This is a genomic window from Tolypothrix sp. PCC 7712 (genome assembly GCF_025860405.1).
In the GTDB taxonomy this organism is placed as follows: domain Bacteria; phylum Cyanobacteriota; class Cyanobacteriia; order Cyanobacteriales; family Nostocaceae; genus Aulosira; species Aulosira diplosiphon.
Genome location: NZ_CP063785.1, coordinates 259,197 through 285,057, shown reverse-complemented (window position 1 = coordinate 285,057; position 25,861 = coordinate 259,197). Strand labels below are relative to the sequence as shown.

Below are 25,861 nucleotides of genomic sequence, written 5' to 3'. Positions count from 1 at the left end.
TTAGGTAGTAGGATAACACTTGCCAAAGCTTGCCAGCATAAATCTGCTTAATTCCGGCATAACTATATCTAAGAATGCTCAAGAGGCAGGTAAAAGAGAAAACCTGTACCCTTTACAATACTGGTCGGTTAAGGGCAAAAGGGGAAGGGGAAAAGGGGTAAGAAAAAACCTTTAACCCTTACCCTTTAACCTTTTCCCCCACAAAAGTTTACATATTATCAGTGCGATCGCGCCTAATTACTTACGTAGCAATCATAATTCATCTAACGAAGTACTAGGATCAGTTAAAGGCATCAATGAACTGGCTGACTAGTAAGTTTTGCTTCATCAGCGGAAAGTCATTGATAACTGTAATTTAGAAAAGGTTGGCTGCTAAGGAATGTTGCGGAAATGGGGCTTTCGCCTATTAATATTCTTCCTAGGGCTATGGCTACTCGTAGTTCTGGGTTCCCGTTTACCAGTCGAAATTTTCTGGTTTCAGGAAGTCGGCTACCTCCAAGTATTTCTGCTCAGGCTGGTTACTAAGACTACTATATGGGTATTTGTAGTTGGGATAACTGCTGTCTATCTGCTGGTAAACCTCTTTTTTGCAGAACGGCTCAAGTATCCCCCGCCAGTGACGAGTCAGCCACTCAGCAGTGAGTTTACAAGGCTTCTCAGTCCTCAGTCCGATCCTCGCAATTTAGCCCGTAGTTTCGATCCCCGACGCTTTCCCGCCATCAGATTGCATTGGCTGCTACCTCTAGCTTTGGGCTTCAGCTTGTTGGTGGGATTAATGCTGGCTTACTACGGTGAAATTGCCATTTCCTATTGGAATCCAGCATTTAGTAAGACTAGTTTACTTGTCAGCGATCGCTTTCAACTACAGACAATTTGGCAGCTGGCAAGGCAAATATTTTCCCAAGTTTGGTATTTGAGCTTGGTTTTGGGAATTGCGATCGCTATTTTAATTTATCCCCGATTGTCGCTCAGGGCGATCGCTATTGTCATGAGTCTGCTCTTTGGGCAGATAATTTACCAAAATTGGGCGAAGATACTGCAATATTTGTTTCGTACTGCCTTTAACGACACCGACCCTTTATTTATTAAAGATACCAGCTTTTATATATTTTCTCTCCCTGTCTTGGAATTGCTAGGACTGTGGTTGGTGGGATTATTTTTTTATGGTTTAATCGCCGTTACTCTTACCTACCTCCTATCCGGCGATAGTCTCAGCCAAGGATTTTTTCCAGGGTTTTCGCCACCACAGCAACGCCATTTATACGGCTTGGGTGGTGCATTGATGGTAGCTGTGGCTCTCAGTTATTTGTTAAGTCGTTATGAATTGCTATATTCCAAGCGTGGGGTGAGTTACGGTGCCAGCTATACCGACGTAGTAGCACAGTTGCCAGCTTACAATACTTTATGCGCCCTAGCAGTAGCGATCGCCTTTTACTTCTTGTGGCGAACAATCTTTTGGCGGCCAAAATCCCCCCATCGTCAGTTGGCGTTCTATGGTTTAGGAGTTTATTTCTTGTTGGCGCTGGTAGGTGGTTTGCTAGTACCGAATGCAGTGCAATATTTAGTAGTTCAGCCTAATGAATTGCAACGAGAACAACCTTACATTCGGCGTACTATTGCCTCAACTCGCCAAGCCTTTGATTTGGAACCAATTGATACCAGAAATTTCAACCCCCAAGGTCAATTGACGGAAGCTGATATCAAAGCCAACGACTTAACAATTCGGAATATTCGTTTGTGGGATCAGCGGCCGCTTTTAGAAACCAACCGTCAATTGCAGCAAATTCGACCCTATTATCGGTTTCCCGATGCAGATATTGACCGCTATACCCTAGAAACAGAAGCCACCAGTAGCCGTCCCGCCGCACCGCAGCAGGAATCATCATCCCCACCTCAGGAAATTACAGAACGGCGACAAGTATTAATTGCAGCTAGGGAATTAGACTACAGTGCAGTTCCCCAGGAAGCTCAAACATGGGTAAACCGCCATCTAATTTATACCCACGGTTTTGGTTTTACTCTCAGTCCTGTAAACGTAGTTGGCCCTGGTGGACTACCAGAATATTTCGTTAAAGACATTAGCGGTAATAGCACTGCCCTCACCACTGCCAATCAAGCCATTCGCAACAGTATTCCCATTGGGCAACCCCGGATTTATTACGGTGAAATTACAAATAACTATGTAATAACTGGAACTAAGGTTAGAGAACTCGACTATCCCAGTGGTAGTGATAATGTTTACCATACTTACGATGGACGAGGTGGTATCTCTATCGGAGCAATTTGGCGACGGTGGTTATTTGCTGCTTATTTGAAAGACTGGCAAATGGCGATAACTAGGGATTTTCTCCCAGAAACAAAGGTTTTATTACGCCGAAATGTTAAACAAAGAATTCAAGCGATCGCACCTTTTCTAAAATATGACAGCGATCCTTATTTAGTTGTCGCTGATGCCAATCTCGATCAGAAAAATCAAGATTACTCAACAAACCAAAATTATCTTTACTGGATTGTGGATGCCTACACAACGAGTCATCACTATCCCTATTCCGATCCTAATCAAGATGGCATTAACTATATTCGCAACTCCGTCAAAGTCGTAGTAGATGCTTATAACGGCACTGTTAACTTTTATGTTGCCGATCGCCATGACCCAATAATTACTACTTGGAGAAAAATATTTCCCAAACTATTTAAACCCCTGAGTGCAATGCCGAAAACACTCAGCAAGCATATCCGCTATCCTGTTGATTATTTCAACATTCAGGCTGAACGGTTGATGACCTACCACATGACAGATACTCAGGTATTTTACAACCGGGAAGACCAATGGCAAATTCCTAACGAAATCTATGGTAATCAAGCGCGTCCAGTAGAACCGTACTATTTAATTACCAGCTTACCTACCAACCCCTTTGAAGAATTTCTCTTGCTTTTACCTTATACTCCCAAGCAAAGAACGAATTTAATCGCTTGGTTAGCAGCGCGATCGGATGGTCAAAATTACGGTAAGTTGTTACTGTATGTTTTTCCTAAAGAACGTTTGGTGTACGGGCCAGAACAAATCGAAGCTAGGATTAACCAAGATCCTGTAATTTCTCAGCAAATTTCTTTATGGAATCGCCAAGGTTCTAGAGCTATACAAGGCAATCTCTTGGTAATACCAATAGAACAATCTCTGCTTTATGTCGAGCCAATTTATTTAGAAGCTACAAAAAATAGTTTACCCACTTTAGTTAGGGTAGTTGTAGCTTACGAAAACCGAATTGTTATGGCACAAACTTTAGAACAAGCATTACAAGCCATCTTTAAACCAGAAGTAACCCCAGCACCAGCGATTATTCGTCCTGTAGAAGAAGCATCACCAAGTTAGAGACTCAATACTTGTCGGTTAAGGGCAAAACGCTGAAGGGGAAAAGGGGCAAGAAAAAACCTTTAACTCTTACCCTTTTACCTTTTCCCCAAACCAAATTAAGAGTTGAAAATCTTTAACTTAGCAGTATTGGTTAGGGACTGACAAATAAAAAAATAATCAATCGCTATGTCAGCAGAGGGAGCAGAGGAGAAAGAATACGTTCCTCTGAAATTGATATTATATTTTGGCTTGGTTAATTATTTAACAGGACTTACGCAAAATCATGAAAAAACGAACCACGAAGTACGCAAAGAACACGAAGTAAAGAGAGTTTGGAAGAGTTATTGCGTAAGTCCTATTTAATCCAAAATCTAAAATCCAAAATCTAAAATCCAATGTGTACCCTGGATGAATCTGGAGGCGTGAATTTAATTTGTCAATGTTTGTTGCGAACTAGATACTGTGTCTAATCCCCTTTCTGGTAGAGATGGACGCACACATAAATACATGAGAGGCCCGAACAAGGGAATTAAAGTGATTAACCAGAATAATGCAGGATTTTTCCAGCCGCGACGTGCCATATCATCTGTTAGTAATGCAGGGAATAATAGGCACAGTAAAGCGAAATCTAGGCTCATCACATGGATGAAGCGGCTAGTTTGCCATTGTTGTGCAAAATCACTCCAATTACCTTGTAAACCATAGGCAACTAAAATAGTTGTGGCTATAGTTAAACCAATTCCAGTTACACGAGAATCTAACAGTTTGAGAACAGCGTTTTTTTGTCCTTGAAACTGTGGATTTGGGTGGCGTAGAGCTAAGTAGGGTAAAAGTGCAAATGCTCCGACTGCAAAAGATGCACTCGCAAATGGCCAAGCTCGGATTTTTTGTCCTCTCTCATCAAACAGTGCTAAAGCACTGTAAATTAAAGGCCAAATACCCATGATGTAAAACAGAGCAATGACTAAAGGGTTAATACCTTGCCATTGCCCAATGCTCAAATTCTTGATTAACTCGAATGTATTAGGGCGATCGGGTGGGGCGAGAAAAAATGCATAAACAATAAATCCTAGCCACAACAACCCAAAGCCTATTTTTCTCGTCATAATGTCATCTGATTAACTGAAAGCCTCCGATAGGTAATCAGCAGCCGCAGCTACAACAGCGATCGCACTTTCGTAATCTAGGCGTGTGGGGCCTAAAACTCCCACACTCCCAACGGGAATGCTACCCCGACGATAGGTAGAACTAATCAAGGTACAGGTGCGTATTGGTTCGAGTGGGTTTTCTGCACCAATGCGAACATTTACCCGTGGCTTGCTCTGATCTTCAACCTCTGGCTGTTCAAAGATTAATCGCCACAGCTGGTCTTGTTCTTCTTCCAACAGATGGATAATTGTTTGCACTTGTTGGACTTGAGAAAATTCTGGCTGGCGCAAAACTTCACCCACACCCCGAATCATAATTTGTGTGGCTGTGGGCGTAACAGTCTTACGGGCTAATTCTGCAACAGAAGTTTTGAGAAATTCGCCATAGCGTTGGAACTCTTGATCTAATTCGCTCCAATCTAGGGTGGCTAATTCCAACAAACTGCGTCCTCGCAGGTGGCTATTCAAAAAGTTAGAGACGATTTGCAATTCGCGATCGATTACTTCTGCATCAAGTTTGGTTTCTTCTCGCGTTGGCGATAAATCCATTAACCGCGAATGCGTTTCATAGTTGTCTGTAACCACAATCAGCATGATTCGCCCCGTTTCAATTTGCATTAATTGCAAATGGCGTAACAATGCTGTGTTAGTTTGCGGCATAGTAATCAAGCTAATACAACCACTCAAGCTAGCTAAAATCTGCGCTGCACCATGCAATAGAGCTTCTAAACTCCAATCTTCCCAATGTAGGCGTTTTTGCAGCGCTTGTTCTACCTCTTTAGCCAAAGCTTCTGATGGTGTAATTAGCTGATCTACATAAATGCGATATCCAGAGTCCGAAGGTACTCGTCCAGCAGATGTGTGTGGTTGGAATAGTAAACCAGATTTTTCTAGGACACCCATCACATTGCGAATTGTGGCTGAACTCACCCCTAGGTCATACTCTTCAATTAACGCTTTTGACCCTACAGGTTCTGCCGTAGCAATATAATGACGTACTGTTGCCCAAAGTATATGCTGTTGTCGATTTGTCAACTGGACTTGCATAAGGTATTCTTGGCTGAGGCAAAAAATTTTAATGAAACTTTGCAAAAATTGTCTGGGTTTCCCCGCAAATGAAAAAAAATTATTAATAGTAAACTACTATAGCTAATTGTGAGTTAACATTGCTAGCTATTTATCTAGCAGAAATTAATTAATATTAATTTATATTTTAATTTATTCTTCAGCCGCTCTGGAAAAGAGCTTGACTATTATCATCAAAGCTGGTTGTAGTCATCTACATTGTGGCTTACATAAGCATATTTTTCCACAAACTTTTAGGAAAAAATGTATGTGTTAGCACGGATTTTTTTTCACTTTAGATATATACCTACAGAGTAATTGCGGAAAAGGGAATGGGGCATTGGGCATGGGGCATGGGGCATTGGGCATGGGGCATGGGGTAATGAGTAATGAGTAATGAGTAATGAGTAATAGTTTTTCCCCAGTCCCCAATCCCCAGTCCCCAATCCCCAGTCCCCAATCCCTAATACTGCGGCACTGAAGGGTCAACTAGCTGAGAATAAGCAGCGATGCCACCTGTAATATTTTTAACATTGGTAAAACCCTGAGCGAGTAACCACTGGCACATTTGAGCAGAGCGCATACCGTGGTGGCAGAGTACTAGGGTTTCAGTATGAGGATTTAAGAGGGTGGGGACTTGCTCGCCCCATTCTGCAAATTCACTGAGAGGGAAGTTAACAAAACCCTCAATGCTAGCGATCGCGAGTTCTTGAGGTTCGCGCACATCCACTAGCTGAATACTGGAATCCTTGGTTGAGAGACGTTGTGCAAGTTCCTCAACGCTAATGTGGGCAATGGGTTGATTAGGAGAATTGCCTGTCATGAGGTTTTGTAAACAATCCTATATTATTTATGTTGACATGAAGATCGTAACCGTAGCATGAGCATCGATTCCTAAATTGTTAACTTTAGTATGTTAAATGTGAACAGGCAAAGCTCGTTTTTCACCTTCCTTGTAGCAGGTGCGATCGCATTCATATTGTTTGTGATTGGTGGTTATTACTGGTTTTTCGTGAAAAGTCCAGTTAACCTTGTGGCTTCTAGTTCTCCGCAATCTAGCGCAGCTATATTTGTATCGAAATTTTCTCCGATTACAGTTTCTCTATTAGTAAATCCAGACAAATTACAGGCGTTAGAGCGTGAAGGTGAATTATCGAAGCTCAAAACTAGTTTATTGGCGAAGAGTAATATCGATTACCAAGAAGATATTCAACCTTGGTTAGGTAATGAAATTACTCTCGCTGTTACTAGCTTAGATATTGATCGCGAACCAGAAAATGGACAGCAATCTGGATATTTGCTGGCGCTAGCAACTACGCAATCACAAAAAAGTCGTGAGTTTGTAGATTTGCTGTTTTCTAAGCGGGTATTAGCTGGGGGAAATTTAGCAACTGAAGAATATGAAGGGGTAAAACTAATTTACGACAATCCACCACCCAAGCAAGATTTTATCGCTGGTGCGGTTGTTGGGAATGAGTTTGTCTTATTCGCTAACGATTTGAAAGTACTCAAAGATGCGATTAATAATGTCCAAGCTCCCGATTTAAATTTAAACAGCTATGTGCAATATCAAAAAGCTAAAGAACAATTACCTAAAGGTGCTGTGGCTGCAGCTTTCTTAAATTTCCCTTCCTTAGCAAAATGGCAAGGGTTAGAACTGCAAGAATCAACTTATGACAGCGAAATTATTTCCTTTGTATTGAATTCCAAAGGATTAATCGCAGAAACTAGCTTTTTAAGTGCAAATTCCCCAGAAAGTATTGCTGGTTCTCCTGCGCCATCATTATCTCAACCTGTAGGCGCATTGCAATATATCCCCACATCAGCAGGTTTAGCTATCTCTGGTACTAATTTAAGCAATTTGGGTGACACCGATTTAGCCAAACTCTGGAAACAGGTTACAGCAACCCTAGCGGTTTCTCAGGAAGGTATGAAATCGAAGATGGCGAAACCATTGAAGGATTTGCAAAACCGTTGGGGGATAAATCTAACTGAAGATATCTTTAGCTGGGTAGAAGGCGAATATGCGATCGCACTCTTACCCCAAAAGCAGCCAGCAAGTAACAGTTGGGTGTTTGTGGTGGAACAATCACCGCAAGTAGCCCAAGGAATTGCGCGTTTAGATGCGATCGCCGCAGCTAAAGGGCTGAATGTGAATTCTCTCAGCCTCAATCAACAAAAAATCTCCGCTTGGACTGAATTAATCGCTAATAGCAATAAAGCTGATGTTAAGCCTTCCGCTTTTACAGTAGAGACAAAAGTGCAGGGAGTACATACAACTTTAGGGAATTACGAAATTTTCGCTTCCGATTTAGAGACAATGGCGGAAATTCTCAACGTTAAAGACAACTCTTTAATTAAAAATCGCGATTTCCAAGATAGTATTGCAGCTATTCCCCAGCCTAATCAAGGTTACATATATCTTGACTGGACAAAAAGCCAAAAACTTGTAGAACGCCAGCTACCGATTCTTAAACTAGTAGAAGTAGTCGGTAAACCCTTTTTTGAAAATCTGCGATCGCTCACGGTTAGCAGTTACGGTAACGATCCGGGATTGCTCAAAGGTGGCGTATTTTTAAAGCTTAAACCTTAATAGAGGGGAAGGGGGAAAAGGTGAAAGGGGAAAGGGTAATCAATCCTGACCTTTTACCTTTTACTCCAGCCAAACAATTTTAGATTTTCGATTGATCCCACAGATAAATCTGGGGGCTTGTACCATCAAGCAACTATTGATAAAATTAGCGCAAATTTCATCTAATGATATCAGCCTGTAGCTGGTAATATGTCTGCTCCACAAGAGTTGGATAATAATTTTTTCTATTTCATGAAACAGCAATTTGCTGTATGTTATCTAAATAATGAACCTAAAACGACATGGCGGAAATAAAGCTAAAATTTTCAACACCTCAAAGGTCTACATCATATAAGTAACCACGCAAAATTAATTACAGTCATTGCGAGCGCAGCGTAAAGCCTTCGGCATAGCTTCGCTTAACGCGTAGCGTCTCGAAGAGAAGCAATCTCAACCCTTGCGATTGCTTCATTCCGCTCCGCTCCATTCGCAATGACATTGTGTAATTAATTTTGTTTAACTACTTAGCAATACTTGTCGGTGAAGGGGAAAAAGGGGAATGGGAAAAGGAAAAGAAAAAACCTTTAACCCAAAACCAATTTTGGGTTCAAAACACTTAACAGAGTAAATCTAGCTCTTACTTTCATACTTTTAGCTTTCTTGCACTAATATTACTTTCCTTTTATCTAGAAAACTTGACATAATCAGCCTTAATTTGCCCTATTACCAATTCTTTAAAATTGGCACAGATTAAAATCTTAAAACCCAGGTAAAATTTGATTTAATTAAATACCAATCACCCATTACCAATTACCAATTACCACTTTTAAAATGTCTATTGCAGACCCAGAATATCTTCTTCACAGAGGATGGATGACCCATGCCTTAAAATTGGCACAAGCTGCCGGTGATGCCGGAGAAGTACCTGTAGGGGCTGTAATCGTCGATGCTGGGGGTAATGCGCTGGCGGAGGGTGAAAACAGGAAAGAACGCGACAAAGACCCCACAGCTCACGCAGAAATTATTGCTTTAAGGACTGCTGCAAAAATTTTACAAAATTGGCATCTGAATGAATGTACGCTCTATGTCACCTTAGAACCTTGCCCGATGTGTGCCGGTGCCATTATACACTCTCGCCTGAAATTGTTGGTGTATGGAGTAGACGATACCAAAACTGGTGCCATTCGTACTGTTATCAACATCCCCGATAGTGCTGCTTCAAATCACCGTCTCAAAGTCATTGGAGGCATTTTAGAGTCTACCTGCCGTCAGCAGTTGCAAGCTTGGTTTGCTACCCGACGACATCGAAGAAACTAGCAGACAGAGATGAAACTGTCCAATAGGTAGGACACAAGTAACAAAAGAAAAATTACGGTGTAATTAATCAAGGTTTCGTCACAATCTATCACAAAATCAGCAGCCACCACGATGATGGAATTTTACTCTGCTCATCCTACCTGTCAAGAAACAATAGCAACTACCGCCACAAATCACAAGGTGGCTCATACTACCTCAGGGGTTTCTTCTTGGCTAGCGCCTGTTGCGTATCTTTTAGGTCGTCACGTCCTGTTACCAGCGTTCTTTGGTCACATTCAAATTACCGGACAAGAAAATCTCCCCACCACCGGGCCGATAATTCTTGCACCTACCCACCGTTCCCGTTGGGATGCGTTACTCGTACCCTATGCTGCGATCGCTTGTCGGTCAAAAAAAGACATACGCTTTATGGTGACTAGCAGCGAATGTACAGGAATCCAAGGCTGGTTTGTGCGTCACTTGGGCGGTTTCCCTATCGATCTTAAACGTCCAGCAATTAGCACCCTGCGTCATGGTATTGAGCTACTTGAGCAGAAAAAAACTTTAGTTATTTTCCCAGAAGGCGGGATTTATCGGGATGGGGAAGTTCACCCCCTCAAATCCGGAATTGCGCGGTTAGCTTTAAGTGCGGAAGCCAGTCAGCCAGACTTGGGAATTAAAATTCTACCTATTAGTATTAATTACAGCCAGCCTTATCCCAATTGGGGTACAGATGTGATGATTAACATTGCCCCAGCTATCAAAGTTGCCGATTATAGTAACGATTGTGTCAAACAAAATGCTAAACGCTTAACTGCTGATTTAGCTAAAGCTTTGCAACAATTAAGTCACCAAGAAGCAGAAATTACTAATCCGACATTTGTCGAAATGCCTAATTCTTAATTTTGGCATTTGTTATGTGGCATTTATTTAGGGCTTGCAGAATAAACAAAAAACCTAGATAAATCAAGAGATTTGGGGGGACAAAAGAGAATAAAGTGCAAGGAAAAAGGATAAAGTAAGTAAAAACCCTTGTAGCAAGTTGCGTTGATATGTATCGAAAAGCGCAAAAGCAAGAAACAGCAGCAGAAGACTTTGAACTACCCTTTGGGGGAAAACTAGCCTCAGATAACCGTTGGGTAATCATGGCGGAGATGATACCTTGGTCAGAATTTGAAGCAGAGTACGCAGCAATATTTTCAGCAGAAATGGGCGCGCCAGCCAAAACATTTAGGATGGCATTAGGGGCATTAATAATTAAAGAAAAACTAGGCATAAGTGATAGGGAGACAGTAGAGCAAATTAGGGAGAATCCCTATCTGCAATACTTTATAGGAATGTCTTGCTATAGCAATAATGCCCCATTTGATGCGTCAATGTTAGTTCACTTTAGAGAAAGAATAGATATAAAATTAGTTAACAAACTGAATCGAGAAATAGTCAAGCAAGTGTTAGAAAGTAAAGAGGAGGTAGAAGTAAAATCAAAAAAGTCAGAAACCGAGGATTTAAAAAATGAGCCGACCAATCGGGGAAAATTAATATTAGATGCGAGTTGTGCGCCAGCGGATATCAGTTATCCCACAGACTTAGGATTATTAAATCAAGCCAGAAAGCATACAGAAACAATTATAGATATTTTATATAACTCCCTCTTGTTAAAGAGTATCAAAAAACCGAGAACCTATAGAAATATAGCTAGAAAGAATTACTTATTGGTAGCCAAAAAAAGAAAACCGACCATTAAAGAAAGAAGGAAAGCCATTAAACGGCAACTACAATATATCAAAAGAAATTTAGTTCACATTCAGCAGCTAATGGAGTTAGGTGCGTCACTCTTCAACCTGAGTAATAGGCAATATAAGAAATTACTGGTAGTAGCAGAAATTTATCGTCAACAACTTTGGTTATATGAAAATAAAAAAATTAGTATAGAAGACCGTATTGTCAGTTTAAATCAACCACACATTCGTCCGATAGTCCGTGGTAAAGCTGGAAAAAAAGTAGAGTTTGGGGCAAAGCTTTCAGCTAGTTGCTATGATGGCTATGTATTTTTAGACCATATTAGTTGGGATAATTTTAACGAATCAGGCGACTTAAAATCACAAGTAGAAGCCTACAAAAACTACACCGGGTATTATCCTCAATCAGTTCATGTTGATAAAATTTATCGCACTAGAGACAACCGCTCTTGGTGTCAAGAAAGAGGAATTAGAATTAGTGGGCCACCTTTAGGGAGACCACCTAAAAATGTCAGTCCTGAAAAAAAGAAACAAGCACGAGAAGATGAGCTAATTCGTAACTCTATTGAGGGTAAATTCGGACAAGGTAAACGAAGATTTAGCTTGGGTAGAGTCATGGCTAAACTTCCTCATACCTCTGTCACTGCTATTGCTATTACTTTTTTAGTCATGAATCTTTCTACCCTTGTTTCACGGCTTTTTTGGGAATTTTTATGCCAATTTTTCAACATTACATCTTTTTTCACTTCTTTTATTAGCAAAAGTGATGTTCCGTTTGATTGCAGACAACAAAAACTTATATTTGCTCTTCCCTGACTACTGAGTCAATTTTTCTCTTGCCTTGGAATGACTTTTTCAGCAAGCCCTATTTAATAGCTAATACCTCATACACAACTTATTATTTCCAATGCCCCATGCCCCATGCCCCATGCCCTAAACACTTAAAATTAATTCCCAACTATTAAGCTGACCGATATCTTGGGGTACATAATCAATAATTTGCAATTGCCAGTTACCTTTAGCTGATATTGATAGTAGCTGTTTGAGGGCTGGATGCGATCGCACTGTATAAGTTGCTTGTAAGTTGGTACGGCGACCTAGGGTGCGGTTTTGTAATAAGACTGGCTCCTTATTGGGAGCAATTACATAGATTTCTAAATCTCCTAAGAAATCGTGGGTAATATTAACTGATATTTGAATATCTTGAACCAGGTTCGCCTCAGAGATGGCGATCGCACTTTTGATTCCCTGTTTATTGTTATCTGGAATTCCTAATTTACTATCATTTCTGCCCTTGACTTGCTTAGTAGCAGTTGATGTACCTGCACGCATTTGCTGTGCAGCTTGTACTGCTTTAGCGGCGTTGACTTTACCATAGCCGAACCATTGGGAATGACCGTTACTATCATAGGTTCCTTCCTTGAAACCCAATTGCGGATCGGGGTTGCTGTCCACAATTTTATCAGCACTTTCTTGCAAGATCCGCCTAACTTGTTTAGCAGTTAAATCGGGATTTGCGGAGAGAATTAGGGCTGCTACACCTGCAACCACAGGAGTTGCGGCAGAAGTACCACCAAAGTTGCTGGTAAAATCCCCAGCATCATAACCAGCCGCACCTAATTGATCGGTAGTTAGCATTCCTAATCCTGATAGTGTAGTGGCGATCGCAGGTTGTGTTTCCATAAACCCTTGATCCTGAAACCACATCCCAGGAGGAGCGTTGTTACTTGGGGCACATACGGCAATGTTTTCACCCCAATTGCTATAGGCAGATTTCTTAGCCAAACTGTTAGCTGCTGAGATAGCTAGCACATCGGCATGTACCGCAAAACCACTGAGCCAATCTGTATCACCTGACAGTAAATTTTTTGGCCAATTGCGCTCAAACACAGTACCGCTAATCGGGCGGTTGGCGTTACCAGCTGCAAACAAAATCACGCAACCTTTACCATTGCGTCCTTTGGTAGCGGCACGGGTAATAGCTGCACTTTGGCGCAAAGATAAGGGGAAATAAACAGCCGATGCTCCCCAACTGCAAGAAATCACACTAGCGCCCTTTTCAATTGCCCAATTGAAAATATCTTCAATCGATTCATCATCTAAAAAACCAGTGGTGCGAATGGGCATTAAAGCACAACCGGGGGCAACTCCGACAATGCCTTTACCATTCTCTTCAGCTACAGCCAAACCTGCACAAGCTGTACCGTGGCTAGTTTCCTCTACATCTGGTAAAGGTAAAAAGTCATTTTCTTTCAAGTCTCTGGGGGCAACAATTTTACCGCTACCTTGGAAATCGGGATGGTTCAAGTCAAAAGAATCATCAACCACCGCCACCACTACAGAACGCACACCGCGAGTAATATCCCAAGCCGATTCCACAGAAATATGAGAACCCGCGGCTAATTGGTTGCTGCCATTGTGGTTGAGATACCATTGCTTGGGATAAAGCGGATCGCGGGGTTTGTAATGAGTTTCTTGGCGTACTAAAATATTTGGTTCAGCTACTAATACTTCTTTGATTCCTTGCAATTGATTAGCAATTTTAATGGGATTTTCTTGGGCTTGTTTGCTGACAAGAAAGACAAAAGTGTTAGGTAAACCCAGGACTGGTTTATCTTGCACTAAGTTAAAGGCAGTAGCGAGAGCATTGATTTTAGCTGCATCAACTCCATCGGCAAATTGAATTGTAATTTGGTCATTGAGATAAACAAAAGTCCCAGGATTATCTTTGAGTTTGTAAATATGGCTGGCAAAAGCCACATTTTGGTCAGCACGTGCTTGAGACATTGCCGTATCTAACTGGTTAGGTGCTACCGTAAAAACTTCTAGCCTGGCTTGAGGAATACTCCGGTGCCAAGTTCCCCAACTAAATTGAGATAATTGTTCACGAGGAATATTGGTAGAAAGACGGACACTGAAACGATCCAAAACCTTTTCTAAAATTAATTCTTCACCACCGCGTTGTAATACCATACCCAGATTGCTGGCTGGTACACCTGTGTTGCCAGAATTTGTTAAATTGTTGGGATCATTCATAGGAGCAATTTTAGATACTATGATTATGGGCTGAAGGAACACAATGAAGCTGTTTTTCAGTCTAAAACAAAGAAACTTAGTATGTTACTTTGCTTGGTCAAAGACAAAAACAGAGTTAAGATACCCGAAGTTTCCGTTACTTTTTATATACTTTGTCGCACGATTTGATCCCATGAACCTAGCCGCTGCTGTTCCCTGGATGCGCTTCAGTTCTTTATCACTCATAGCAGCCCTCTGTCTGCTAGCACCAGTGAATGCTCAGGTAATTAATTTACCAAGCAATAACCAAGCACAACCAATTGATCCTAACAATCCCAATAACCTACGTCCTGTAGCGCCAAATAATACCCTGTTGAGCATTGAAAGCGGTGAGCGTTTGATGAGCGAAGCACAAGCCGCTGTTGATTCCCAAAAATATGACGTAGCTGCGAAGAAACTCCAAGAAGCACGTCAGGTTTTTAACCAGCTATCTAATTTTTACCAAGATCTCAACTCTAGTTTTTCGGGAATTGACACCAGAGTTTCTGATTCTCAGCGCAAAAAAGCCCTAGAGAGCGCCCAGAAGCGAGATGAAGCCACCTATAGACTAGCGTTAGTACATCGGGCACAAAATCAGTCAGAATTAGCCGTACCATTGCTCATTCAAATTATCAAAAGTCAAAACCCCACCAGAGATTTAGGCAAGAAAGCCTACCAACAGTTATTTGAGTTAGGTTTTGTCGATACTCCCTATCCCCGCCAAGGTGGAAGTTCGTCATCTTCTCAAAAATAATCAAAATTTAGCAATTTTCTCTTTTGTGACAATAGTAGCTTCTCAATAACCTAATGGTAGGATAGAATTAACTGCCAGCCCTTAAGGTATTGTCAAAAACCCTTGCCTAGAGCGAATTCAGCCGTAAACCTGCCAAAACTTGCAACTGGTAAAGGCGATCGCTCTCTATCTGTTAATAATAGAAAAGAAGTTTTTTCAGGAATTGCGATGATTAGTCCGCAGCAGGTTGAGGAAATGATCAAAGCGGAACTGCCAGATGCTCAGATTCAAGTGCAAGATTTGACTGGTGGTGGTGACCATTATCAGGTAACAGTAGTTTCATCGCAGTTTGCAGGTAAGAGACTGGTACAACAACACCAGTTAGTTTACGGTGCTTTGCGGCAAGCTATGTCAACTGAAGCAATTCACGCCCTAGCATTAAAAACTTATACTCCTGAAGCTTGGCAGACAACAGCCGCTTCTTAGCAGTTTAGATACTGACTGTTGATTCTCGACTATAAGCAAAAGTAGGAAACATCAAAACCATGTCACCAGAAACTCAAGAGAAAATTGATAACCTGATTAAAGAAAACAAAATTTTTGTTTTCATGAAGGGAAATAAGTTAATGCCCCAATGTGGTTTTTCTAACAACGTTGTGCAGATTCTTAATACTTTGGGTGTACCTTTCGAGACTTATGACGTGCTTTCAGATGCCGAAATTCGTCAAGGAATTAAAGAATATTCTAACTGGCCAACCATTCCCCAAGTTTTTATTGATGGTGAATTTATTGGCGGTTCAGATATTTTAATTGAACTGTACCAAAAAGGTGAATTACAGCAATTAGTGGAAGTTGCATTAGCTTCCTAAATGGCATCTAAATAATCTCTGCTTTACTGCCAGAGATTATTGTGTATTATCTGATTTCATTAATATAAGAAAGCTGCAAGGTTATTTAAATCTTGCAGCTTTTTATTTACAGTAGGTTTCATTTGGATGAGGTAAAAATTGGCTGGTGTTGATGCAGAAAGCAGAATCTCTAAAGCACAAAAAGATTTGGCGCTGATGCGTTACGCTAGCGCTAACGCATCCTACTGGCGTGTCTAGACTAAAATGGTGCATTATTCAAACTCTTGTGGGATGGGCATCTTGCCCGTCCTGGGCGGACAAGATGTCCACCCCACAAGAAAATTATATTGCCACATTTTAGCCTTGTCGTGCCACTACGTGAACTTCAAAAATCAAATATGAGTCTTATAGTAATTACGAATTACGAATTACGAATTCATAATTATTGCTTCAAACCCATAACTGAACGATAATGTGCTGCAAGTTGGGCTACAGTTTGCGACTGACGCTGAGTATCCCACTGGCTTTGATGGAAGATTTGTTGTCGTAAATCATCAACATTTATAGTGGTAACTCTGCCATCAGCAACAATTTGTTTACCATTTACCCAGACACTATGGACTACATTGCTGGGTCTGCCTAACACTAATAAACCTATAGGATCTGTACGAGGTAAAAGTGATAAATTGGTAAGATCATAAAGTACTAAATCGGCTTGTTTACCCACCTCTAAAGAGCCAATTTTATCGGCAAAATTTACTCCTTTAGCTCCGCCTAAAGATGCCATTTCGACAGCTTGCCGGGGTGTAATCCATTGTTGATAATCTAAGTCTGTAACGTTATGCAAAATAGAGCCAATTTTAATAGCTTCTAGTAAATCTTGAGAATCATTACTAGAGGCACCATCACACCCAAAAGTAACATTAACTCCTGCTTGTTGATATTTCAAAATAGGGGCAATACCGCTACCTAAACGCAAGTTGCTGAGGGGATTGTGAACAACTGTAGATTGCGTTTCTGCGAGGATATCAATATCAGCTTCACTTAGCCAGACACAATGCGCCAAAGAAGTGCGATCGCTTAAATAGCCAATCCGCTTCAAATGTTCTACAGCCGAACAGCCATATTTCTCTTGGGCGAGTTTTTCCTGCGCCCTGGTTTCCAGCAAATGCGAGTGACGACTCAGATTATAGCGATCGCTTAATTCAATGCATCCGGTGAATAAAGCATCACTACACAATTGAATCCCTGTAGGTGCAACTAAAATACTCACCCCTTCATCTGGGCGATGAAACTGCTGTACAACTGCTGCGATAATTTCTAAAGTCCCAGCAGTAGAGCGAAAATAAGGTTCATGGTTTTGTTGGGTTTCTCCCGATGGTATCCCGGCTGTCAAAGATTCATCTTGAATTAACGGGGCGATAAAAGCCCGAATTCCCACTTCTGTGTAAGCGCGAATCGCCGCTGCGATCGTTTCAAATTCTTGCCCAGGAATTAATACTAAATGATCTACTACACTCGTACCACCAGAAAGTAAAGTTTCTACCGCCGTTCCCAAAGCGCTGAGATAAACCTTTTCTAAATTTAGTTGCGAAAATTCATACAGTTCCGCCAGCCATAATTCTAAAGGTAAGGGACGAATCGCCCCACGTTGCCACATTTCCGAAGAATGGGTATGGGCGTTAATAAACCCAGGCAGCAACATTTGATGTGTGCCATCAATTACCGTACCAATAACATCTAAATTAGAACCAATAGCAGCTATTTTACCGTCCACAATTTGGACATCAACAGTTGCATAAGCATCATCTGTGACAGTCAAAACATTCTGGATAGTAAACTTCATGATTTTAACCTTAATTAAGTAATCGAACGCCTAAGTGAATTTCAGGTTACAAAATAGAAAATGGTGTTGGGTTTTGCAATTTTATGAATCAGCCTTTTCACTCCCTGGGAGTTGCACCAAACGCTTGGACAGTCAACCATGCGATCGCAGATATTACACGCCCGCAAAAGACCCCACAACCCGCTATCTTATCAACAGAAACTAAAACTCTGCGCCTGGATTTAGCAAAAGCTGCCATCATCATCATTGATATGCAAAATGACTTTTGCCACCCCGATGGTTGGTTAGCGCATATTGGTGTAGATGTTACCCCAGCCCGCCAGCCAATTGCACCTTTACAAAATTTACTTCCCCAACTGCGCGTTGCAGGTGTCCCAGTGATTTGGCTGAATTGGGGAAATCGCCCCGATCTACTAAATATTAGTGCTGGTTTACATCACGTCTACAATCCCACAGGCGAAGGTGTAGGCTTAGGTCATCCCTTACCTACCAACGGTGCTAAAGTCCTCATGGCTGGGAGTTGGGCAGCCGCAGTAGTAGAAGAACTGCAACAGTTACCAGAAGATATTCTTGTGGATAAATACCGCATGAGTGGATTTTGGGACACACCCTTAGATAGTATCTTGCGGAACCTAGGAAAGACTACATTATTCTTCGCTGGTGTCAATGCCGATCAATGTGTCATGACTACCCTATGTGATGCGAATTTTCTAGGATATGACTGCATTTTAGTCAAAGATTGTACAGCCACAACATCCCCCGATTATTGTTGGCTAGCAACTCTATATAACGTCAAACAATGCTTTGGTTTTGTCACAGATTCCCCAGCAATTTTAACAGCCCTGGAAAACAGTGCTGAGTAATGAGTGCTGAGTGCTGAGTCAAAAGTTGCAGAGACGCGATTAATCGCATCTGTACAAGAGTCAATAGTCATTATTATATTCTTTGTTCCTTTTCCCCAGTCCCCATTACCCCTTATCCCCAGAGGGGGCCCCGAGTTCCCCAATCCCCAATCCCCAATACCCCTTATCCCCAGAGGGGGCCCCGAGTTCCCCAATCCCCAATCCCCCTTATCCCCAGAGGGGGCCCCGAGTTCCCCAATCCCCAATCCCCAATCCCCAACCAAGGAGATACATAAATGCACGCTACTCGTTGTGTAATTCCTCTCATTAAATCTCCCAAAGATTACCAAGTTTACCGCATTAGTCCCAATGATTCTAATCGGTTAGCAATTATTTTTGATACAGCCAATGCCAATACTTCCTTAACTTGTTGTGTTGAAATTTTTGATGTCGGTGGACATACACCTCCAAATCGTCATCAATGGGCAGTAGAAATGTTTTTTGTTCTTAAAGGAGAAGGGGTAGCTATTTGCGATGGGAAGAAAGTCGCAATTAAAACTGGTGATAGTTTATTAGTACCGCCAACAGGCACTCATTTAATTAAAAATACAGGTAATTCTCGCTTGTATACGTTAACAATTATGGTGCCAAATGAAGACTTTTCCGAATTAATTCGTAGCGGCACACGCATAGAATTAGACGCAGAAGATATGGCAGTTTTGGGAAGAGTGGATGCGTTGATGCCGTGTTAATTGTTGAGGTAATTAGGGAGATGAGGGGGATAAATACCAATTACCCAATCCCTATTGCCCCTCATCCCCGAATTATCCAATTCTTCATGCTTTTCTGACCAAATTTGTATCGCTTTAATCATGATACACATACTTAGGTAGAGGGTTTAGCATTGCTAAACCCCTACGAAAAATCATCTGGATTAGAATTTTCGTGAATTAGTATTACCTGCCCGCTTGACCCCTCTGGTATTTATGATGAGTCTTTAACCGAACAAGATATTATTTATCATTCCTAGGCTTTGTTATTAACTTAACTGTAGCAGTAATTACAATCCTACTTCACAAAAGCATTACCAATCTGATTTTAACCCTGTTCAATTTCTAACTTGAAAAAGGGTATAGGGCATAGGAAAGACTAATTTTCATGGCAAGGTTTGTGGCAAAACTTGGCGTGAATATCTGACTTGTAAGTGCTAAGTGCTGTAGAAGCTTCTGGTCTTTGTGCAATTCAATTCCCGGTATCTGTGCCAATTTCAACAATAAAAGATAGGCATTGCCAAATGTACAATTCTTAAAAGTGCGATCGCTCGCATCAGGGAATTGTAATTTTCACTTTTTTCTCGGATATTGGACTATAGCAGATACGCTCTCTATGCCTATATCTATCCCAAGTCATAGGAGGTAGTCAGATAAATATTCAGCACAAGGACATAGAGGAAATAACTAATGATGTTTGAACTTTTCTCCTTTACCTTTTCCCTTGAACCATTCCCCCTAAAAAGGGATGGGTTGAAGGATAGGCTTTTTGTACACTAAGCTAAATCATCTATTGTCTATAGCTAGTAATACATAATTGATGATGAATTGAGCTAGCATCATGGGAGGTTGCTATGAAAAAATAACGTTTAATCAGTCAATTCTTCATCCAGTACAAAAGACCTATAGGACATGAATCAGTTGAAAACCAGCATCCGCCAGAGAGTATTTAGCATACAAGTGCAGATATTTGGTTATGGCTCACCTCCAGGCTAACTTATAAAAGAGGGTAAATTTCCAGCTCAAACTCTTCCTTGTTGAGGGTGAGTGAAGAGGATGTCTAAAGGCTGAGTGTATCAACTAAGACTTTTTAGACAAACTCAGAAAGAATAGTAGGAAATTTTTCTTCATACTCAATGAGATTGCTGCTATCACACAACCTATAGAGTCAGCAAAAAAATAGCTAAAACTGGCAACTGGATACATACTGATGTTATTTGATTTGCTTGAATAGCTATATTGATTAGAACGGAAATTACCACTCGTTATTATGGCAAGTAAGTTAATCAGCGTTAGAGAATACACTGTTAGAGCGCATCAAAGAGAAATTCACACTCGTGTTTTTAACTTTATTTGTAAGCAGTGTAATGAGACGACAAACCGCGAGACTTATGGCCCTAGGCCTTTATATTGCGAACGCTGTCGCCCTCCTCAACCACCGAAGAGACAGCAGCTCAAGCCAGCTGCAAAAGCTAAACCAAGACCAATGACTTACAAAAGCAACACTGATTTGGATTGATTAAGGTTTTATGACTTTTAAGGGACAATTGGAACCACCTCCTGAAACTTTCCTCACGCCTCTGTTGGAATTAAGAGACTACTATGCGGGGATGGTAGAAGAGTACGAACGCTTATATACACAGGCGCGATCGCATCTCGATCATGTAGAAGCTTTGTTATCTACCTGGTCACCATCACAAGAAAACCACATTGCCAAGTTAGAATCGGCTGATGTTACTCCCTCTCTTCCTCCTGCACAGAAATTTTCACCCAATGATATTTCTGAGTCTGATCACAATTTAGAAGAGTCTACTGCTTCGGAACTTCTAGATTCAGACAATTTAGAGGTAGATAATTCGTCAGCCACTACTACCGATACCAACGAGTATCAATCTCCTAGTCCACAACCAGAAATAGCTCCTCCGCCTGAGCCTAAAGAGCAAACATCCAAGGTACAAGACTATCCGATGCTACCGGAGTATCAAAACTCAGTGAATCGGATTGAAGCTATTAGAAAGCTCTTGCAAAAACATCGCGGTACAGTGTGCCATATTGATTTCATTGTGCGATCGCTATATGGAGAGTTAGAGCCTACAGTCTTCAAAGTAGTGAAAGGTAGAGTTCAATCCTCGTTGACACAAGGTAAAGGTAGTAGTTGGGTGGCAATTCCTGACGAACCTGGTTGTTATACCTTAGATTTAAGTCTACTCAGCTCAAGTAGAAATGGTAATTCTACTAAAACTCTCACATCGAAAAAGAAGAAACCGCTGATACTTCCCAAAAACAAAGTCGTACCCATGCTCACACAATATGAGGGTCAATTTTTAATTGATGCTCTTACCTCTTTGTTAGAGGAAAACGCCGGGAAAATTATGACAGTTGCGGAAGTCATCAATGGACTTTATGGAGAAATAGATGCTGAAGACTTGAGAGAGGTTAAAAGTAAGGTTCTCAATGAATTATCACGAGGCTATCGTACAGGAAGGTTCGCCAGAGTCCCTGACACCGTCGGATTGTATACCTGGGATGTCAGTTTGATTCCCAAGGCAAAATTAGGCTAAAAGAGGGAACAGGGAACAGGGAACTGGGAACAGGGATGAAGGAAAATAGAAGATAGGGAACGGGATTGAAGACGTAATTTTTAATTATTTGTCTCCCTCATCCCCCTCCTCTCCCTCATTTCCCTCATCCCCCTCATCCCCCTCATCCCCCTCATCCCCCTCATCTCCCTCATCCCCCTCATCTCCCTCATCCCCCTCATCTCCCTCATCTCCCTCATCCCCCTCATCTCCCTCATCCCCCTCATCCCCCTCATCCCTTCCTCCACTACTCAATCCTGGCACGCAAAGCCGGAGCGCGGAAGAGGGCTTGGAATCCTGCCTTTCTTTCTGCGGCTGTTTCTGGGGCATATTCCCAAAGGCTCTCATAATAAAAGAAGGCGACACCTAAGCCACGTTCTTGAGCTGCTCGGACTTGAGCCTTAATTTGCTGTATGGGAACTGGGTTATTTCGTAATCCTGCCATAACCCCCACACCAGTAGGAATTACTTTTTGTGCTTGTTGGATTTCAGCGCGGGAAATATTAGTAACAAAGCTTTGAAGATTGGGGCGATAAATTTGCACAATTAGCTCATCGACAATATTCAACTTAATCCAATTGAGCCAGTCTTGGAGTTGAAATTTATATGCAAAGTCGTAGTAATTCGGCGATACAGAGAAAATCGAGCGGGGCTTTTGCGCTTTGACAGCTTGGTTAAGTTTCACCATGAAGCTTGTAATTTTATCTGCGCGCCAACGTACCCAATCTTGATCTTCAGCATTACGAGGAGGGCTTTTCTTAGTTTCTTGAGTGTACAACGCCACTGTATATGGATCATAGCCAAATTCGTGGGGCAAACTCATGTGATCGTCAAACTGAATGCCATCAACATCATATTGGGTGACGTTTTCCAGCACTAGGCTAGTAATAAATTGTTGTACTTCTGGATGGAAGGGATTGAGCCACATCACTTCACCAGCCGCACTAATGGAAGTTTGACTTCCGTCTCGCTTGCGTGTGAACCAATTGGGATGCTCCATAACTAATTCTGATGTTGGTGGAGCCATAAACCCAAACTCAAACCAGGGAATTACCAACAGGCCTTGACGATGGGCTTGGTTAATTAAGTCTGCTAAGATATCATGTCCATCTGAGCCTCGTAAAACAAAGGGTTGGATACCTGTACGCTTGGCTACAGCGCTGGGATACATGACATAGCCAGAATTCCAGATGACAGGATAGATAGTGTTAAAGTTGAGCCGCCGCAGTTGGCTCACAGCTTCCAGCACCTTGGGGCGTTCCTTGAGGATGTCCATATCGTTGTTCGTCATCCACACTCCGCGAATTTCCTCACGGGGTAACTGCGAAACCTGAGCGATCGCAGGGGTAAAATTATCGACAACGAATACCGTCAGGCAAGATATTAAGGCAACTATCAAGTAAAGATACTTGCGTAATCTTTGGGCAAAAGTCGCCGCGCGTCTTTGTCGCCAACTTTGAACAGCAAACATTGATTTCAAAATTGATTTCATCGGTTTTATTGATGCGTTAGCTACACATACGCGCCATAGCAGGCTTTTTTTTAGTAATCTACTCGCCATATAGTCTACAAGCATTTATGCTTACTAGAAAATTGGTTCAATGGTAGTTAGGCATTCCCTGTGCTGGACAAACTTGGCGTAAGAGCCACAGAAACAGACTCAGCAATTTAACTAAAATTATTGACGCAGCTAATTGTTATTGGTGCCCAATTTAGCAGAATTTATCAGCATAATAACTGGAATCTTCTTGTAAAAAATCCACTTAAGTGGTAAGAAGACAACCCAGAAAATACTGAGAAAATTTTGATTTCTGTTTAGATCATTTCACAAAACAGGGACACTTTTTCCTGATGGTAAGTAACCACGCAAAATTAATTACAGTCATTGCGAGCGCAGCGTAAAGCCTTCGGCATAGCTTCGCTTAACGCGCAGCGTCTCGAAGAGAAGCAATCTCAACCCTTGCGATTGCTTCATTCCGCTCCGCTCCATTCGCAATGACATTTTGTAATTAATTTTGTTTAACTACTTACATTGCGATCGCATTTCCTCAAGGCTCATCAAGATATCAAAAATGCTAGAATTGCCTTGTCACATCAGCTTTTAGATGAGGCGGCGTGAAAAACATAGAATTGCAACTCGACGAGAAAACCCTGGAGAAAGCGCAAGCTTTGGCAAAATCACGCCATTGTGACTTGTCAGAGTTAATTGCATACGCAATTGATCAATTACCAAAAGCAGAACCAGAAAAGTATCCATTATTGGGACTATTTGCTGATGATCCTGAGTCAGTAGATGAGATGCTAGAAGAGGTAATGAAGGATCGGGCAGCACACCCATTAAATCAACGCTTTGGAAAAGGTATTACTTGACACAGACATTCTTTCCGAGAGTCTCAAGCGTAGAGATCAGCGTGTAGTATCAAGAGCTATTAGTTATTTAGCAGTTTTTGGTCGCTACACTATCTGCACTATCACAGTCTTAGAAATTGTCAAAGGCTGGCATCGGTTGCAAAGAGAAGATAGAATTCAGCAGTTTTTTGCTCAAATTGCCGTAGCAGAGGTGTTAACACTGCAACTGAGGGATGCTGAATTAGCTGGGCGTATTTATGCAGATTTGGAACGCATAGGACAACCGATAGGACTTGCTGATAGCATGATTGCAGCTATTGCGATACAGCAAAATTTGATATTAGTCACTGGTAATTTAGCGCACTATCAGCGCATTCAAGCACTGGGTTACAGTCTGAAGCTAGATAATTGGCGAATCTGAATACCCTTGTGGCGATCGCAGGGCAAAATAAATACAATAAGAGCGATTTTTAGCGCCACTATGAGCTACTGCCTTAACCCCCGTTGTCCCAAACCGGAAAATTCTGATGATGTGAAGTTTTGTCTAAGTTGTGGTTATAAGCTACTGCTTAAAGAACGCTACCGTGCAATTAAACCCATAGGACAAGGGGGTTTTGGGCGTACTTTTTTAGCGGTGGATGAAGATAAACCCTCAAAACCACGCTGTGTAATTAAGCAATTTTACCCCCAAGCCCAAGGCACAAATACTGTGCAAAAGGCTGTGGAGTTATTTAACCAAGAAGCTGTACAGTTAGATGAATTAGGGCAACATCCCCAAATTCCGGCATTACTGGCATATTTTACCCAAGATGATAGGCAGTATCTTGTCCAAGAATTTATTGATGGGAAAAATTTAGCTCAGGAATCAGTAGAACAAGGGGCTTTTAACGAAGAGCAAATTCGGCAGTTGCTCAATGATTTATTGCCAGTACTGCAATTTTGCCATGCTAGGCACGTCATTCACCGTGATATTAAACCCGAAAATATTATTTTACGGGCAAGCGATCGCAAACTAGTTTTAGTAGATTTCGGCGCTTCTAAATCTGCCACTAGCACTTCTCTCAACCGCACTGGTACAAGTATCGGTAGTCCCGAGTATGTTGCACCAGAACAAATCCGAGGACGAGCGATTTTCGCTAGCGATATCTACAGCTTGGGTGCTACTTGTATTCGCTTACTTACCGAGCGATCGCCCTTTGATTCCTATGATATTAATAATGATAGTTGGATTTGGCAGCAGTATTTAACAAATCCTGTAAGTCAAGAGTTAACTAACATTCTCAACAAAATGTTAGAAAGTATCCCGAGGCGGCGTTATCAAACAGCAGATGAAGTTTTAATTGACCTGAATAAAAATGTGCCGATAGTTGCTACACCAGCAACATCAATAAAGCCTGTTAACGTTGCACCATCTAACCCCAAACCTGCTGTATCTCCCAAATCGCAAAGCCAAATTGACCTGGAATTAGAGGAAATGAAGACTCTATTTTTAGGTGGAAATAAACCGCCAAAGCAGCAAAGTCAACCCCAACCTCAAACTCCTCAGCCTACTAATAAAAGCATTATAGATGATGAGTTGGAAGAGTTGAAAAGTAAATATTTGGGGAATAATAATTCGTAGTTCGTAATTCGTAATTCGTAATTCTTAGAGCTTATTTATAAAGT

At 41.5% G+C, this 25,861-nt stretch carries 23 protein-coding genes; 15 read left to right on the top strand and 8 right to left on the bottom strand.

Annotation, left to right across the window (positions count from 1 at the left end):
* Window positions 1–379 precede the first annotated feature (379 nt).
* Window positions 380–3,373 carry a UPF0182 family protein gene (locus HGR01_RS01150; RefSeq protein WP_045869916.1) on the top strand — a complete coding sequence of 998 codons (2,994 nt, stop codon included), beginning with the start codon at window positions 380–382 and terminating at the stop codon, window positions 3,371–3,373.
* A 410-nt stretch (window positions 3,374–3,783) separates the two neighbouring features.
* Here the strand turns inward: HGR01_RS01150 and HGR01_RS01145 are convergent, their stop codons facing one another.
* From HGR01_RS01145 to HGR01_RS01130, 4 genes are all read right to left on the bottom strand, one after another.
* Window positions 3,784–4,461, bottom strand: a complete 678-nt coding sequence (locus HGR01_RS01145) for a hypothetical protein (RefSeq protein WP_045869915.1) — start codon at window positions 4,459–4,461, stop codon at window positions 3,784–3,786.
* A 12-nt stretch (window positions 4,462–4,473) separates the two neighbouring features.
* Complete coding sequence (hrcA, locus tag HGR01_RS01140; protein WP_045869914.1) at window positions 4,474–5,550, bottom strand: heat-inducible transcriptional repressor HrcA; 1,077 nt, start codon at window positions 5,548–5,550, stop codon at window positions 4,474–4,476.
* 325 nt (window positions 5,551–5,875) lie between these two features.
* Window positions 5,876–6,028, bottom strand: a complete 153-nt coding sequence (locus tag HGR01_RS01135; protein WP_155539177.1) for a hypothetical protein — start codon at window positions 6,026–6,028, stop codon at window positions 5,876–5,878.
* A gap of 3 nt (window positions 6,029–6,031) precedes the next feature.
* Entirely contained in the window at window positions 6,032–6,391 is a 360-nt protein-coding gene (locus HGR01_RS01130) for a rhodanese-like domain-containing protein (RefSeq protein ID WP_045869913.1), read from the bottom strand.
* Window positions 6,392–6,481: 90 nt separating this feature from the next.
* On the opposite strand from HGR01_RS01130, the gene HGR01_RS01125 reads away from it, so the two are divergent.
* The 4 genes from HGR01_RS01125 (at window position 6,482) to HGR01_RS01110 (ending at window position 11,991) form a co-directional block, all read left to right on the top strand.
* Window positions 6,482–8,161 (top strand): DUF3352 domain-containing protein, encoded by a 1,680-nt coding sequence (locus HGR01_RS01125; protein WP_045869912.1) that lies wholly within the window; start codon window positions 6,482–6,484, stop codon window positions 8,159–8,161.
* A gap of 810 nt (window positions 8,162–8,971) precedes the next feature.
* Window positions 8,972–9,457, top strand: coding sequence for a tRNA adenosine(34) deaminase TadA (tadA, locus tag HGR01_RS01120; protein WP_071989380.1), 486 nt, complete (start codon window positions 8,972–8,974; stop codon window positions 9,455–9,457).
* A gap of 114 nt (window positions 9,458–9,571) precedes the next feature.
* A complete protein-coding gene (locus HGR01_RS01115; RefSeq protein WP_045869910.1) occupies window positions 9,572–10,339 on the top strand; it encodes a lysophospholipid acyltransferase family protein in 768 nt (255 codons plus the stop codon).
* A 149-nt stretch (window positions 10,340–10,488) separates the two neighbouring features.
* Window positions 10,489–11,991, top strand: a complete 1,503-nt coding sequence (locus HGR01_RS01110; protein WP_045869909.1) for an IS5 family transposase — start codon at window positions 10,489–10,491, stop codon at window positions 11,989–11,991.
* 117 nt (window positions 11,992–12,108) lie between these two features.
* Here the strand turns inward: HGR01_RS01110 and HGR01_RS01105 are convergent, their stop codons facing one another.
* Window positions 12,109–14,211 (bottom strand): S8 family serine peptidase, encoded by a 2,103-nt coding sequence (locus HGR01_RS01105; RefSeq protein ID WP_045869435.1) that lies wholly within the window; start codon window positions 14,209–14,211, stop codon window positions 12,109–12,111.
* Between the two features lie 172 nt (window positions 14,212–14,383).
* On the opposite strand from HGR01_RS01105, the gene HGR01_RS01100 reads away from it, so the two are divergent.
* The 3 genes from HGR01_RS01100 (at window position 14,384) to grxD (ending at window position 15,831) form a co-directional block, all read left to right on the top strand.
* Complete coding sequence (locus tag HGR01_RS01100; RefSeq protein ID WP_045869686.1) at window positions 14,384–14,983, top strand: hypothetical protein; 600 nt, start codon at window positions 14,384–14,386, stop codon at window positions 14,981–14,983.
* Window positions 14,984–15,190: 207 nt separating this feature from the next.
* On the top strand, window positions 15,191–15,448 hold the full coding sequence (locus tag HGR01_RS01095) for a BolA family protein (protein WP_045869685.1): 258 nt from the start codon (window positions 15,191–15,193) through the stop codon (window positions 15,446–15,448).
* A gap of 59 nt (window positions 15,449–15,507) precedes the next feature.
* The gene (grxD, locus tag HGR01_RS01090; RefSeq protein WP_045869434.1) at window positions 15,508–15,831 is read left to right on the top strand and encodes a Grx4 family monothiol glutaredoxin; all 324 of its coding nucleotides are present in this window, start codon (window positions 15,508–15,510) and stop codon (window positions 15,829–15,831) included.
* Window positions 15,832–16,252: 421 nt separating this feature from the next.
* Here grxD and HGR01_RS01085 read toward each other — a convergent pair whose 3' ends face one another.
* On the bottom strand, window positions 16,253–17,656 hold the full coding sequence (locus HGR01_RS01085) for an amidohydrolase (protein ID WP_045869433.1): 1,404 nt from the start codon (window positions 17,654–17,656) through the stop codon (window positions 16,253–16,255).
* An 83-nt stretch (window positions 17,657–17,739) separates the two neighbouring features.
* Between HGR01_RS01085 and HGR01_RS01080 the strand changes: the two genes are divergently transcribed.
* The 4 genes from HGR01_RS01080 to HGR01_RS01065 all read left to right on the top strand — a co-directional run bounded on the left by HGR01_RS01080 (window position 17,740) and on the right by HGR01_RS01065 (window position 21,829).
* Window positions 17,740–18,519, top strand: coding sequence for a cysteine hydrolase family protein (locus HGR01_RS01080; RefSeq protein ID WP_045869432.1), 780 nt, complete (start codon window positions 17,740–17,742; stop codon window positions 18,517–18,519).
* 275 nt (window positions 18,520–18,794) lie between these two features.
* Complete coding sequence (locus HGR01_RS01075) at window positions 18,795–19,250, top strand: cupin domain-containing protein (RefSeq protein WP_045869431.1); 456 nt, start codon at window positions 18,795–18,797, stop codon at window positions 19,248–19,250.
* Window positions 19,251–20,538: 1,288 nt separating this feature from the next.
* The gene (locus HGR01_RS01070; protein WP_045869430.1) at window positions 20,539–20,787 is read left to right on the top strand and encodes a hypothetical protein; all 249 of its coding nucleotides are present in this window, start codon (window positions 20,539–20,541) and stop codon (window positions 20,785–20,787) included.
* A 10-nt stretch (window positions 20,788–20,797) separates the two neighbouring features.
* On the top strand, window positions 20,798–21,829 hold the full coding sequence (locus HGR01_RS01065) for a hypothetical protein (protein ID WP_045869429.1): 1,032 nt from the start codon (window positions 20,798–20,800) through the stop codon (window positions 21,827–21,829).
* 84 nt (window positions 21,830–21,913) lie between these two features.
* Here HGR01_RS01065 and HGR01_RS01060 read toward each other — a convergent pair whose 3' ends face one another.
* Together HGR01_RS01060 and HGR01_RS01055 are read right to left on the bottom strand one after the other, a co-directional pair.
* The gene (locus HGR01_RS01060; protein WP_052335133.1) at window positions 21,914–22,102 is read right to left on the bottom strand and encodes a hypothetical protein; all 189 of its coding nucleotides are present in this window, start codon (window positions 22,100–22,102) and stop codon (window positions 21,914–21,916) included.
* The gene (locus HGR01_RS01055) at window positions 22,095–23,408 is read right to left on the bottom strand and encodes a glycoside hydrolase family 10 protein (protein WP_045869428.1); all 1,314 of its coding nucleotides are present in this window, start codon (window positions 23,406–23,408) and stop codon (window positions 22,095–22,097) included. Before HGR01_RS01055 ends, HGR01_RS01060 begins: the two co-directional genes overlap by 8 nt.
* 554 nt (window positions 23,409–23,962) lie before the next feature.
* Here HGR01_RS01055 and HGR01_RS01050 point away from each other — a divergent pair.
* From HGR01_RS01050 to HGR01_RS01040, 3 genes are read left to right on the top strand one after another with little or no spacing between them, the layout of a single operon-like run.
* Complete coding sequence (locus tag HGR01_RS01050; RefSeq protein WP_045869427.1) at window positions 23,963–24,217, top strand: hypothetical protein; 255 nt, start codon at window positions 23,963–23,965, stop codon at window positions 24,215–24,217.
* A complete protein-coding gene (locus HGR01_RS01045) occupies window positions 24,198–24,617 on the top strand; it encodes a PIN domain-containing protein (RefSeq protein ID WP_045869426.1) in 420 nt (139 codons plus the stop codon). Before HGR01_RS01050 ends, HGR01_RS01045 begins: the two co-directional genes overlap by 20 nt.
* Before the next feature lie 60 nt (window positions 24,618–24,677).
* On the top strand, window positions 24,678–25,817 hold the full coding sequence (locus HGR01_RS01040; RefSeq protein ID WP_045869425.1) for a serine/threonine-protein kinase: 1,140 nt from the start codon (window positions 24,678–24,680) through the stop codon (window positions 25,815–25,817).
* Window positions 25,818–25,861: the final 44 nt, after the last annotated feature.

Coding starts and splice junctions, on each gene's coding strand:
- HGR01_RS01145 (WP_045869915.1), bottom strand. CDS start 4,461: ATGACGAGAAAAATAGGCTTTGGGTTGTTGTGGCTAGGATTTATTGTT.
- HGR01_RS01040 (WP_045869425.1), top strand. CDS start 24,678: ATGAGCTACTGCCTTAACCCCCGTTGTCCCAAACCGGAAAATTCTGAT.
- HGR01_RS01100 (WP_045869686.1), top strand. CDS start 14,384: ATGAACCTAGCCGCTGCTGTTCCCTGGATGCGCTTCAGTTCTTTATCA.
- HGR01_RS01095 (WP_045869685.1), top strand. CDS start 15,191: ATGATTAGTCCGCAGCAGGTTGAGGAAATGATCAAAGCGGAACTGCCA.
- HGR01_RS01125 (WP_045869912.1), top strand. CDS start 6,482: ATGTTAAATGTGAACAGGCAAAGCTCGTTTTTCACCTTCCTTGTAGCA.
- HGR01_RS01150 (WP_045869916.1), top strand. CDS start 380: ATGTTGCGGAAATGGGGCTTTCGCCTATTAATATTCTTCCTAGGGCTA.
- HGR01_RS01115 (WP_045869910.1), top strand. CDS start 9,572: ATGGAATTTTACTCTGCTCATCCTACCTGTCAAGAAACAATAGCAACT.
- HGR01_RS01075 (WP_045869431.1), top strand. CDS start 18,795: ATGCACGCTACTCGTTGTGTAATTCCTCTCATTAAATCTCCCAAAGAT.
- tadA (WP_071989380.1), top strand. CDS start 8,972: ATGTCTATTGCAGACCCAGAATATCTTCTTCACAGAGGATGGATGACC.
- HGR01_RS01065 (WP_045869429.1), top strand. CDS start 20,798: ATGACTTTTAAGGGACAATTGGAACCACCTCCTGAAACTTTCCTCACG.
- HGR01_RS01055 (WP_045869428.1), bottom strand. CDS start 23,408: ATGGCGAGTAGATTACTAAAAAAAAGCCTGCTATGGCGCGTATGTGTA.
- grxD (WP_045869434.1), top strand. CDS start 15,508: ATGTCACCAGAAACTCAAGAGAAAATTGATAACCTGATTAAAGAAAAC.
- hrcA (WP_045869914.1), bottom strand. CDS start 5,550: ATGCAAGTCCAGTTGACAAATCGACAACAGCATATACTTTGGGCAACA.
- HGR01_RS01105 (WP_045869435.1), bottom strand. CDS start 14,211: ATGAATGATCCCAACAATTTAACAAATTCTGGCAACACAGGTGTACCA.
- HGR01_RS01070 (WP_045869430.1), top strand. CDS start 20,539: ATGGCAAGTAAGTTAATCAGCGTTAGAGAATACACTGTTAGAGCGCAT.
- HGR01_RS01130 (WP_045869913.1), bottom strand. CDS start 6,391: ATGACAGGCAATTCTCCTAATCAACCCATTGCCCACATTAGCGTTGAG.
- HGR01_RS01080 (WP_045869432.1), top strand. CDS start 17,740: ATGAATCAGCCTTTTCACTCCCTGGGAGTTGCACCAAACGCTTGGACA.
- HGR01_RS01085 (WP_045869433.1), bottom strand. CDS start 17,656: ATGAAGTTTACTATCCAGAATGTTTTGACTGTCACAGATGATGCTTAT.
- HGR01_RS01110 (WP_045869909.1), top strand. CDS start 10,489: ATGTATCGAAAAGCGCAAAAGCAAGAAACAGCAGCAGAAGACTTTGAA.